General features: G+C 63.2%; 11 protein-coding genes. 3 read left to right on the forward strand and 8 right to left on the reverse strand.

From position 1 onward, the window contains the following. Positions 1-128 precede the first annotated feature (128 nt). The 3 genes from ACZYR5_RS22730 to ACZYR5_RS22740 all read left to right on the forward strand — a co-directional run bounded on the left by ACZYR5_RS22730 (position 129) and on the right by ACZYR5_RS22740 (position 3069). Positions 129-1163 (forward strand): NADP-dependent oxidoreductase, encoded by a 1035-nt coding sequence (locus ACZYR5_RS22730; RefSeq protein ID WP_489091803.1) that lies wholly within the window; start codon positions 129-131, stop codon positions 1161-1163. A 76-nt stretch (positions 1164-1239) separates the two neighbouring features. Next, the gene (recR, locus tag ACZYR5_RS22735) at positions 1240-1842 is read left to right on the forward strand and encodes a recombination mediator RecR (protein ID WP_489091802.1); all 603 of its coding nucleotides are present in this window, start codon (positions 1240-1242) and stop codon (positions 1840-1842) included. A gap of 78 nt (positions 1843-1920) precedes the next feature. Then, a complete protein-coding gene (locus ACZYR5_RS22740) occupies positions 1921-3069 on the forward strand; it encodes an acyl-CoA dehydrogenase family protein (RefSeq protein ID WP_489091801.1) in 1149 nt (382 codons plus the stop codon). Positions 3070-3201: 132 nt separating this feature from the next. Here the strand turns inward: ACZYR5_RS22740 and ACZYR5_RS22745 are convergent, their stop codons facing one another. The 8 genes from ACZYR5_RS22745 to ccoG form a co-directional block, all read right to left on the reverse strand. Next, positions 3202-3750, reverse strand: coding sequence for an adenine phosphoribosyltransferase (locus tag ACZYR5_RS22745; protein WP_489091800.1), 549 nt, complete (start codon positions 3748-3750; stop codon positions 3202-3204). A 78-nt stretch (positions 3751-3828) separates the two neighbouring features. Beyond that, positions 3829-4563 (reverse strand): fumarate/nitrate reduction transcriptional regulator Fnr, encoded by a 735-nt coding sequence (gene fnr / locus ACZYR5_RS22750; protein WP_489091799.1) that lies wholly within the window; start codon positions 4561-4563, stop codon positions 3829-3831. A gap of 111 nt (positions 4564-4674) precedes the next feature. Next, positions 4675-6057, reverse strand: coding sequence for an oxygen-independent coproporphyrinogen III oxidase (hemN, locus tag ACZYR5_RS22755; RefSeq protein ID WP_489091798.1), 1383 nt, complete (start codon positions 6055-6057; stop codon positions 4675-4677). Positions 6058-6156: 99 nt separating this feature from the next. Continuing rightward, a complete protein-coding gene (locus tag ACZYR5_RS22760; RefSeq protein ID WP_489091797.1) occupies positions 6157-6840 on the reverse strand; it encodes a sulfite exporter TauE/SafE family protein in 684 nt (227 codons plus the stop codon). Continuing rightward, positions 6833-7060, reverse strand: a complete 228-nt coding sequence (gene ccoS / locus ACZYR5_RS22765) for a cbb3-type cytochrome oxidase assembly protein CcoS (protein ID WP_489091796.1) — start codon at positions 7058-7060, stop codon at positions 6833-6835. Before ccoS ends, ACZYR5_RS22760 begins: the two co-directional genes overlap by 8 nt. Positions 7061-7081: 21 nt before the next feature. Then, positions 7082-9529, reverse strand: coding sequence for a heavy metal translocating P-type ATPase (locus ACZYR5_RS22770; protein WP_489091795.1), 2448 nt, complete (start codon positions 9527-9529; stop codon positions 7082-7084). A 119-nt stretch (positions 9530-9648) separates the two neighbouring features. Beyond that, positions 9649-10188, reverse strand: coding sequence for a FixH family protein (locus ACZYR5_RS22775; RefSeq protein ID WP_489091794.1), 540 nt, complete (start codon positions 10186-10188; stop codon positions 9649-9651). A gap of 11 nt (positions 10189-10199) precedes the next feature. Next, positions 10200-11615 (reverse strand): cytochrome c oxidase accessory protein CcoG, encoded by a 1416-nt coding sequence (gene ccoG, locus ACZYR5_RS22780; RefSeq protein ID WP_489091793.1) that lies wholly within the window; start codon positions 11613-11615, stop codon positions 10200-10202. Positions 11616-11867 lie beyond the last annotated feature (252 nt).

Below are 11867 nucleotides of genomic sequence, written 5' to 3' on the forward strand. Positions count from 1 at the left end.
GGCAGCCCGCCTGGCATTTTTGTATCCGGCGCCTGCGCAAAACACCTCGGCCAGCGAAACATCGAACACCCGCTGCGCCCTGCGGTCTGCTCTATACCTTTGAATTCATCGCTCAAGGAGACGCTGACATGCCCGACGAACTAACCCTCAACCAACGCATCGTGCTGGCTTCCCGGCCGGTCGGTGCGCCGACCCCGGAGAATTTTCGCCTGGAGCGTGAGGCCCTGCCGGACCTGGCCGACGGTCAGGTATTGCTCAAGACCCTGTATCTGTCGCTCGATCCCTACATGCGCGGACGCATGAGTGACGCACCGTCCTACGCGGCGCCGGTGGAAATCGGTGAGGTAATGACCGGTGGCGCTGTCAGCCGCGTCGAGCGCTCGCTGAATCCGAAGTTCCAGGAGGGCGACCTGGTGGTGGGGGCCACGGGCTGGCAGAGCCACAGCATCAGCGACGGCCGAGCGCTGATTCCGCTGCCGTCGGGGTTGCCCAGCCCGTCCATGGCGCTGGGAGTGCTCGGCATGCCGGGCATGACCGCCTACATGGGCCTGATGGACATTGGTCAGCCCCAGGCCGGGGAAACCCTGGTGGTGGCGGCAGCCTCCGGTGCTGTGGGCTCGGTGGTGGGGCAGGTGGCGAAGATCAAGGGCCTGAAAGTAATTGGCGTGGCTGGCGGCGCCGATAAATGCCGCTACGTGGTGGATGAGCTGGGCTTCGATGCCTGCCTCGACCACAAGGCCGAGGACTTTGCCGAGCAATTGGCCCGGGCCTGCGGCGAGGGCATCGACATCTATTTCGAGAACGTCGGCGGCAAGGTGTTCGACGCGGTGCTGCCCTTGCTCAAGCCCAGGGCGCGGATCCCGGTCTGTGGCTTGATCGCCCAGTACAATGCCACCGAGACCCCGGCGGGACCTGACCGCATGCCACTGCTGCAGCGCACCTTGCTGACCAAGCGGGTGAGGATGCAGGGCTTTATCGTGTTTGATGACTATGGCGATCGACACTCGGAGTTCTTCAAGGCCATGGCGCCGTGGGTGCGTGATGGCAAGATGAAGTTTCGCGAGGACGTGGTCGATGGCCTGGAGCAGGCGCCCGAGGCCTTTATCGGGCTGCTGGAGGGGCGCAACTTCGGCAAGCTGGTGGTGAGGGTCGCCAGCGACTGAGCCGGACATGAGCATTTGACGCTGGCCAGAGGCGCGGGTATAAACCGCGTCTCGTTGTTTTGTCGGACCTTTCCCCATGAGCTTCAGCCCTTTGATTCGCCAACTGATCGACGCCCTGCGCACCTTGCCAGGGGTAGGTCAGAAAACTGCCCAGCGTATGGCGTTGCAGTTGCTCGAGCGCGACCGCAGCGGTGGTTCGCGCCTGGCATTGGCCTTGAGCCAGGCGATGGAGGGCGTGGGGCATTGCCGCCTGTGCCGCACGCTGACCGAAGACGACCTGTGCCCGCAGTGTTCAGACAATCGTCGCGACGACAGTCTATTGTGCGTGGTAGAAGGCCCAATGGACGTCTATGCCGTGGAGCAGACCGGCTTTCGTGGTCGCTACTTCGTGCTCAAGGGGCATTTGTCGCCGCTGGACGGTCTGGGGCCGGAGGCCATCGGCATCCCGCAATTGCTGGCACGGATTGAAGCGGCTGGCACCTTCACTGAAATCATCCTGGCCACCAACCCGACCGTGGAAGGCGAAGCCACTGCCCACTACATTGCCCAGTTGCTCGCCAACAAGGGCTTGATCACCTCGCGCATCGCCCATGGCGTGCCGCTCGGTGGCGAGCTGGAACTGGTGGACGGCGGCACCCTGGCGCATTCGTTTGCGGGGCGCAAACCGATTTCCCTCTAAAGGGCTTTACGCACAATTCGGTTGAAAACCAAGCAAGCGCTCGGTTAACTTCGCTGAACCCTTCAGTGGAGTTCGCCGATGCCTGCCTTTCAGGAATACTTCGATCCCAGCCATGAATTGGTCCGCGACAGCGTAAGACGTTTCGTCGAGCGCGAGATATTGCCGGACATTTCCCAGTGGGAGGAGGCCGAGGGCTTTCCTCGTGAGCTCTACGGCAAGGCCGGCGCAGCCGGGATTCTCGGCATTGGCTACCCCGAGGCTCTGGGGGGCAGCCACGAAGGCGATCTGTTTGCCAAGATCGCCGCCAGCGAGGAGCTGATGCGCTGCGGCTCGGGCGGGCTGGTCGCCGGGCTGGGGTCGCTGGATATCGGTTTGCCACCGATCGTCAAATGGGCGCGTCCCGAGGTGCGCGAGCGCATGGTGCCTCAAGTGCTGAGCGGCGAGAAGATCAGCGCCCTGGCGGTCACCGAGCCCAGCGGCGGTTCGGATGTCGCCAACCTGCAGACCCGCGCTGTGCGCGAGGACGATCATTATCGGGTCAATGGCAGCAAAACCTTTATCACCAGCGGTGTCCGTGCGGATTTCTACACAGTTGCGGTGCGCACCGGCGAGCCCGGTTTCGGCGGCATCAGCCTGTTGCTGATCGAAAAGGGCACGCCCGGATTCACCGTCGGGCGCTCGCTGAAAAAAATGGGCTGGTGGGCCTCGGACACCGCCGAGCTGTTTTTCGAGGACTGCCGGGTGCCGGTGGAACACCTGATTGGCGCCGAGAACATGGGCTTTGCCTGCATCATGGGCAACTTCCAGAGTGAGCGCCTGGCGCTGGCACTGATGGCCAACATGACCGCCCAGCTCGCACTGGAAGAGAGTCTGAATTGGGCGCGCCAACGCGAAGCCTTCGGCAAACCGATCGGCAAGTTCCAGGTGCTCAAGCATCGCCTGGCGGAAATGGCCACCGCGCTGGAAGTGTCCCGCGAGTTCACCTATCGCCAGGCGGCGAAAATGGCCGCCGGCAAGAGCGTGATCAAGGAAATTTCCATGGCCAAGAACTTCGCCACCGACACCGCCGACCGCATCACCCACGACGCGGTGCAGATCCTCGGCGGGATGGGTTACATGCGTGACAGCCTGGTGGAACGCCTGTACCGCGACAACCGCATCCTGTCGATCGGTGGCGGCACGCGGGAAGTGATGAATGAAATCATCAGCAAGCAGATGGGGCTGTAAAACCGCAGATGTAGATACCCCTGTAGGAGCTGGCTTGCCAGCGAAGAACGTCAACGATGACGCGGGCATCCTGAATGTATGCGGCGCTCTCAGGTTTTTCGCTGGCAAGCCAGCTCCTACAGTGGGGGGGTGTTATTGCTCGGACAACGCAAACTGGGTCAGGCAGAACGTCGGGATGCCCATGTCTTCCAGGCGCTGCGAGCCGCCGAGTTCCGGCAGGTCGATGATCGCCGCTGCTTCGAAGATCTTCGCACCCATGCGTCGGGCCAGGTTGGCCGCGGCAATCAGGGTGCCGCCGGTGGCGATCAGGTCATCGAACATCAGCACCGAATCACCCTCGCACAGGCTGTCGGCGTGGACTTCGAGGAAGGCTTCGCCGTATTCGGTCTGGTAACCCTCGGCCAGTACGTCCGCTGGCAGCTTGCCTTGCTTGCGGAACAGCACCAGGGGTTTGTTCAACTGGTAGGCGAGCACCGAGCCGATCAGGAAACCGCGGGCATCCATGGCGCCGATGTGGGTGAAATCGGCTTCGACATAACGATGGGCAAAGCTGTCCATCACCAGGCGCAGGGCCTTGGGCGACTGGAACAACGGGGTGATGTCACGGAAGATCACGCCTGGCTTGGGGAAGTCGATCACGGGGCGGATCAGGGATTTGATGTCGAAAGTGTCGATGAGCATCGTCGAGATGTCCTGGCAGGCTGCAAACGCAGGAGTATAACGGCAGCCGGGCAGGTTCGCCCGGCTGCCTGCACGGCCTCAGCCTTCGACGGAACCGCCGGCCAGCGCGCATAGCTGGATCGGGTCGAGGATGTGCACTTCCTTGCCTTCGGCGGCGATCAGCTCGTTCTGCTGGAAGCGCGTGAACACCCGCGACACAGTTTCCACCGCCAGGCCCAGGTAATTGCCGATTTCGTTGCGCGACATGGCCAGGCGGAACTGGTTGGCCGAGAAGCCGCGGGCGCGGAAACGTGCGGACAGGTTGACCAGGAAGGTGGCGATGCGCTCGTCAGCGGTTTTCTTCGACAGCAGCAGCATCATTTGCTGGTCGTCGCGAATCTCCCGGCTCATCACCCGCATCAACTGACGACGCAGCTGCGGTAGTTGCAGGGCCAGTTCATCGAGGCGCTCGAAGGGAATTTCGCACACGGAGGTGGTTTCCAGAGCCAGGGCCGACACCGGGTGGGATTCGGTGTCCATGCCCGACAGGCCGACCAGCTCGCTGGGCAAGTGGAAGCCGGTGATCTGCTCTTCGCCAGTGTCGCTCAGGCTGAAGGTCTTCAGCGCACCGGAGCGGACGGCGAACACTGAGTCGAACTGGTCGCCCTGGCGAAACAGGAACTCGCCTTTCTTCAACGGTCGTCCACGTTTAACGATGTCGTCCAGCGCATCCATGTCTTCCAGATTCAGCGAAAGCGGAAGGCAGAGGGGGGCCAGGCTGCAATCCTTGCAATGGGCCTGACTGTGAGCGCGCAGCTTAACTGGCTCGGACATTTCTTGGATCCTTGTGGGAAGAACACACATAAGGTGTAAGGGTAACCCACGAAAGGACCTTCAGACCAGTGCGCGGCATTTTGGCGCAGGCTATCGCAGCATCAATTGGCGCTAAATCACCCGCGAGAAGCGCTGGCGGTTCTGTTGCTGCAGATAGGCGTCAAACACCATGCACACCGAACGCACCAGCAGCCGTCCTGCCGGCAATACGACGATTGCGTCGCGGTCGAGCTGGATCAGGCCATCTTTGGCCATGGCGCTCAGTTGTGGCCAAAGTTCGGCGAAGTAGCCGCGAAAGTCGAGATTGAACTGCTGCTCGATCGTCGAGAAATCGAGGCTGAAATTGCACATCAGTTGCTGAATCACCTCCCGCCGAATCCGGTCATCCTGATTGCAGACCAGGCCACGGCTGGTGCCCAGGTGCGAGCTGGCCAGGGCATTCTGGTATTCGTTGAGGTCGCTGCTGTTCTGGCAGTACAGATCGCCGATCTGGCTGATGGCCGAGACACCCAGGCCAATCAGATCGCAATGACCGTGGGTGGTGTAGCCCTGGAAGTTGCGTTGCAGGGTCGACTCTTCCTGGGCGATGGCCAATTCGTCGTCGGCCAGGGCGAAATGATCCATGCCGATGTAGCGGTAACCGGCGGCAGTCAGTTGTTCGATGGTGCGCTGCAGCATCTGCAGTTTTTCTGCAGGCGCGGGCAGATCCTCGCTGTTGATCCGCCGCTGGGGCATGAAGCGTTCGGGCAAATGGGCGTAGTTGAACACCGAGAGCCGGTCGGGCTGCAGGCTGATGACTTCGTCGACAGTGCGGGCAAAGTTTTCCACCGTTTGCCTGGGCAGGCCGTAGATCAGGTCGATGTTGATGGAGCGAAACTGCAGGGTCCGCGCAGCGTCGATCACCGCCCGGGTCTGGTCCAGGCTCTGCAGGCGATTGACCGCCCGTTGCACGGCCGGGTCGAGGTCCTGCAGGCCGATGCTGACCCGGTTGAAGCCCAGTTCGCGCAGCAGGCCCATGGTCGACCAGTCGGCCTCCCGTGGGTCGATCTCGATGCCGTAGTCGCCGGAGTCATCGTCCAGCAGATTGAAATGTCTGCGCAGTTGCGCCATCAGTTGGCGCAGTTCGTCGTGGCTGAGGAAGGTCGGCGTGCCGCCACCGAGGTGTAATTGCTCGACGGTCTGTTTCGGGTCGAGGTGGCAGGCGACCAACTGGATTTCCTGCTCCAGGCGCTGCAGATAGGGCAGTGCCCGGCCGCGGTCCTTGGTGATGACCTTGTTACAGGCGCAGTAGTAGCAGATGTTCGCGCAGAACGGCACATGCACGTATAGCGACAACGGGCGCTGCGCCTTGCGGCTGTCGCGTAGCGCATGCAGCAGGTCGAAGCTGCCGACCTGGCTGTGGAATTGCACCGCGGTCGGGTAGGAGGTGTAGCGTGGGCCCGGGAGGTCGTAGCGGCGGATCAGATCTGGGTCCCAATGAATGGCGTCGAGCATGCGGGCATTCCCCGGAGAGGCTGGCAATGGCGCCAGTCTAGGGGGAGGTCCGGCAGGGCATGTTGATTTGTATCAACGCTGACACGGGCCTGCAGGCGGCTAGTGACCCATCAACCAATGCTGGTGTGGCCCGGGCAGGGTCCACAGGCCGAACAGGATCACCAGCAGGCCACCGGTCATGCGCAGGCTGCGTTTGCGCAGCAGCGCCGTGACCCGCTCGGCGGCGAGACCAGTGGCGAGCAATACTGGCCAGGTGCCAAGGCCGAAGGCGAGCATCAGCAACGCACTGACGAGGGCGTTGCCCTGACTGGCCGACCACAGCAGCGTGCTGTACACCAGGCCGCAGGGCAGCCAGCCCCACAGGGCGCCGAGCAGCAGGGCACGAGGCAGGCTGGAGACCGGAAGCAGCCGATTGGCCACCGGCTGGATGTGCCGCCACAGCCCGCGTCCGAGGCTTTCAATACGGGTCAGGCCGCTCCACCAGCCCGCCAGGTACAGGCCCATGGCAATCAGCAGCAGCCCGGCCAGCACCCGCATGAACAGCGCCGCCGGGCTATTGGCCACCGCCCAGCCCGCCAGGCCGATCAGCAGGCCGGCGGTGGCGTAGCTGAGGATCCGACCCAGGTTGTACGCCAGCAACAGGCGAAAACGCCGGCTGCGTTGTTCCTTGGGAATCGCCAGGGTCAGGGCGCCCATCAGGCCGCCGCACATGCCCAGGCAATGGCCGCCGCCGAGCAGCCCGAGGATCAGCGCCGAGACCAGCAGTGGCGCCAGTTCAAGCATGGGGAGGGGTCTTGTCTTGAGGTTTGTCTGGCGGCGTTGGTGTGCCGTCGGCCTCGTTGATGGCCGCCTTGTGGTTTGGGTCCTGGTCGTCGAACAGGATGCTGTGGGCCGGACCGTCGAGGTCGTCGTACTGGCCGCTGTCGACCGCCCAGAAGAAGATGTAGATGGCGATGGCGACGATCAGCAGCGCCGCCGGGATCATCACGTAGAGAGCTGGCATCTGGACTCCATGGCGAGCGGCTCAGGCCGGTAGCGCGCGGGTGTGTGGCGTTGCAGCGGCGACCTGCCTGGGCAGGCGGGTCAAGCGCAAGGCATTGAGCACCACGGTCAACGAACTGATGGACATACCGACCGCGGCCCACACCGGCGTGATCCAGCCGAGGGCGGCGAACGGCAACATCAGGCCATTGTACAGCCCGGCCCACAGCAGGTTCTCGATAATCACCCGACGGGTCCGGCGTGCGAGGCTGAAGGCTTGCACCAGGGCGTCCAGGCGGTTGGACAAGAGCACCGCGTCGGCGCTGGTTTTCGCCAGGTCGGTGGCCGAGCCCATCGCCACGCTGATGTCGGCGGCGGCCAGCACCGGCACGTCGTTGACCCCGTCACCGAGCATCAACACCTTGCGCCCCTGTTGGTGCAGTTGCTGCAGCACCTGCAGTTTGTCGTCCGGGCGCAGGCCGCCGCGGGCTTCGTCGATGCCCAGTTCAGCGGCGACACTGGCGACCATCGGCGAGCTGTCGCCCGACAGCAGCAGCGTACGCCAACCGCGCGCCTTGCAAGCGGCAAGCAAGGCGGGAGCGTCGGCCCGCAGGCGATCGTCGAGGACCAGCCAGGCGAGGGCGCCGCGGCTGTCGCCCAGCAACAACCACTGACCAGCTTCGTCGGGCATCGCCGGCACTGCGCAACCGCTGAGGGCGCAAACGAAGGCCGGCTGGCCAATGCGCAGGCGTTGCTCCCCGACCTGGCCTTCAAGGCCCAGGCCGGGACTGCTCAGTACTTCGTCGGCAGCCAGTGGGGCGCGACCGAATGCGCGGGCAATCGGGTGTTCGGAGCGGTTTTCCAGGGCGGCGGCGAGGGCCAGGCACTGATCGCTGTCGAGGTCCGCCAGCGGCCTGATCGCCCGCAGCGCCAGGCGGCCCTCGGTGAGGGTGCCGGTCTTGTCGAAAATCACCGTGTCGATCTGATTCAGGCCCTCCAGCACGTGACCTCGGGTCAGCAACAGGCCGAGTTTGTGCAGGGTGCCGGTGGCGGCGGTCAGGGCGGTCGGTGTGGCCAGCGACAGGGCGCAGGGGCAAGTGGCGACCAGCATCGCCAGGACGATCCAGAACGCGCGACTCGAGTCCAGTTGCCACCACAGCAGGCCAATGGCCGCCGCCGCCACCAGCGACAGCAGCAGGAACCATTGCGCGGCCTTGTCGGCGATTTCCGCCAATCGTGGTTTTTCCGCCTGGGCGCGGTCCAGCAGGCGGACGATGGCGGACAGTCGGGTGTCCTGGCCCAGGGCGAGGACTTCGACGGTCAACGCGCCCTCGACATTCAGCGTGCCGGCCGTCACCGCATCGCCTCGGGCGCGCGCTTGTGGCAGGTATTCGCCGGTCAGCAGCGACTCATCAATGCTTGATTGGCCCTCGAGAATCTTGCCGTCCGCCGGCAGGATGGCGCCGGGATGGACCAGCACTCGATCGCCCAGGCGCAGTTCACTGAGCAGGATCCGTTCCGATTGGCCATCGGCCCCCAGGCGCAGGCAGGACGCCGGCAGCAGGTTGACCAGTTGCGCGGTGGCCGCGGCGGTGCGCTCGCGGGCGCGACGTTCGAGGTAGCGGCCAGCCAACAGGAACAACGCAAACATGCCGACCGCGTCGAAATACAACTCGCCAACCCCGGTGATCGAGGTCCAGATGCCGGCCAGGTACGCGCCGCCAATGGCCAGCGAGACCGATACGTCCATGGTCAGGTGGCGGGTACGCAGATCGCGCATCGCGCCCTTGAAGAACGGCGCGCAGCTGTAGAACACGATGGGTGTGGTGAGGAACAGCGCGACCCAGCGCAGAATCGCGTGCAGTTCCGGGCTGAGGTCGATGTTGAATTCCGGCCAGGTAGCCATGGTTGCCATCATTGCCTGGAACCACAGCAGCCCGGCAACTCCCAGCTGACGCAAAGCCAGGCGGTTTTCGCTGGCCAGTTGTTCGCTGGCGCGGTCGGCCTGATAGGGGTGGGCGGCGTAGCCGATGTGACGCAATTCGCTGAGCACCTGGCTCAGGGGCAGTTGGCTGTCGGCCCAGCTCACGTGCAAGCGATGGTTCGACAGGTTCAGCCGGGCCTCGGCCACGGCGGGCAGGCTGCGCAGGTGTTTCTCGATCAGCCAGCCGCAGGCGGCGCAGCTGATGCCCTCCATCAACAGGGTAGTCTCGGCGAGGTCGCCCTCATGACGGACGAAGGGTTGCTGCACATCGGCGCGATCGTAGAGCGCCAGTTCGTCCACCAGTTGCACTGGCAAGGCTTCGGGGTTGGCCGAGGCTTCGCTGCGGTGTTGGTAGTAGCTGTCCAGCCCGCCGGCGACAATCGCCTCGGCCACGGCCTGGCAACCCGGGCAGCAGAACTCGCGGGACTCCCCGAGCACGACGGCGGTGAAGCGGCTGCCGGAGGGGACGGGCAGGGCGCAGTGGTAGCAGGGGAGTGGGGTGGTCATCTGATCAGTCTATGTCGTCCGCAAGGGCCTCTTCGCGGGCAAGCCCGCTCCCACAGTGGATCTTCAGTGTCCTCCGAACCTGTGGGAGCGGGCCTGCCCGCGATGCGCGAAGCGCAGGATTACTGCTTCAGGTCTTCGGCACCTTGCAGCGGTTCATCGCCCAGCAGCAGGTCCTTGTCATGGCTGACCTGTTCTTCTTCGAACATGCGCCAGACATGGTCGTCCTGGGTGCCCAGCAATTCGACAAAGCGCCGGCCTTCGACCTTGTCGTTGAGCTGGCCGACGTAGCGACCCTGCTCGGTGTCACTGCGGGTGAGGATGATCTTGCGGTCCTTTTCCGGCTGGGTCGGCGAGATCAGGTTGAGTTCCAGGGTCTGCGGCTGGCTGTCGCCGGTCAGGTGCAGGGCGACTTCACCGGTCATGCCGTCCAGGTGCATGCTGGCGCGCAGTTGCAGGTTCTGGGCCAGCAGCTCGCGGTCGAGCGAGCGGTTGATGCCTTTGCCGGCCTCGTAGTAGTTGTCGTTGACCAGGTTGTCCGGGTTGTTTACCGCGATGGTCACCATCGACAGGGTCAATGTCACCGAACAGGCCAGGATGCCGATGATGATCCATGGCCAGAGGTGCTTGTACCAGGGGCTGGTGACGTTTGCTGCAGGCATGATGACTTCTCTCAACGATTTTGTGGGCCGATGAATCGGCTCTTGGCTTCAACGTGGACGCTGGCGTCTTCGGCATCGCGGAGGATGAATTTCACCTCGTTGGTGCTCGACGGCAGTTGCTCCGGCGCACTCGACAACTCGACCGGCATGCTGAAAATTTCACCGGCGCCGACCTTGATCTCGCGCTTGCCCTGCAGTCGCAGGTCTGGCAGGCCGGCGGCTTCGAGGACGTAGGTGTGGTCGCGCTGGTCCTTGTTCATGACTTTCAGGCTGTAGACGTTCTCGATCCGTCCTTCGGCGTTCTCGCGGTACAGCACGCGGTCCTTGCTGACGTCGAACCCCACCAGCGGGCGCATGAAGAACGCGGTGATCAGCAGGCTGATCATCGCCAGCAGCACCAAGGCGTAGCCGATCAGGCGCGGGCGCAGTTTATGTGTTTTTTGCCCGGACAGGTTGTGTTCGGTGGTGTAGCTGATCAACCCGCGGGGGTAGTTCATCTTGTCCATGATGCTGTCACAGGCATCGATGCAGGCCGCGCAGCCGATGCACTCGATCTGCAGGCCGTCGCGGATGTCGATCCCGGTGGGGCAGACCTGCACGCACATGGTGCAGTCGATGCAGTCACCCAGGCCCTGGGCCTTGTAGTCCACGCCTTTCTTGCGTGGGCCACGGGCTTCGCCACGGCGCGGATCGTAGGAAACGATCAGGGTGTCCTTGTCGAACATCACACTCTGGAAGCGCGCGTACGGACACATGTAGATGCACACTTGCTCACGCAGCCAGCCGGCGTTGCCGTAGGTGGCGAGGGTGAAGAAACCGACCCAGAAGTACGACCAGCCATCCGCTTGCCCGGTGAAAAATTCGATCACCAGTTCACGGATCGGCGAAAAGTAGCCGACGAAGGTCATGCCGGTGACAAAGCCTATGAGCAGCCACAGCGTGTGCTTGCTGAACTTGCGCAGGAACTTGTTGGCGCTCATCGGCGCCTTGTCGAGCTTGATGCGCTGGTTGCGATCGCCTTCGGTGACTTTTTCGCACCACATGAAGATCCAGGTCCAGACACTCTGCGGGCAGGTGTAGCCACACCAGACGCGCCCGGCGTACACGGTAATGAAGAACAGGCCGAAGGCGGCGATGATCAGCAGGCCTGAGAGCAGGATGAAGTCCTGGGGCCAGAAGGTCGCACCGAAAATGAAGAATTTACGTTCCGGCAGGTTCCACCAGACCGCTTGATGTCCGCCCCAGTTCAGCCAGACGGTGCCGAAGTACAGCAGGAACAGGCCGACGCCACCCATCATGCGCAAATTGCGGAACAGGCCGGTGAAGGCGCGGGTGTAGATTTTTTCCCGGGAGGCGTAGAGGTCGACGCTGTTGTTCGCGTTCTTGGCGGGCGGTGTGACGTCGTGTACAGGAATCTGATTGCTCATCGATGCATCCCACGGCAGTGGAAAAATGCCTCGGTCAGTACGTGCCAACCGGGGTCAAAAAGGCTATTGCAGTGGCGTAATGATACGCCTGTCGCTCTAGCTCAAGGGTGCGACCTTTGGTCGCGTTGGGGGAAGGCCCTGAATGGTGTAGCAAATGTAACAAATCATGATGCAGGTCAATTGACTTGTTCAGTATGGACGATTTTCGTCTGGTGACTGGGCGAAGGTAGGGGTGGCTTCGTGCTATTGCCC

This window comes from Pseudomonas sp. F007 (assembly GCF_057814275.1).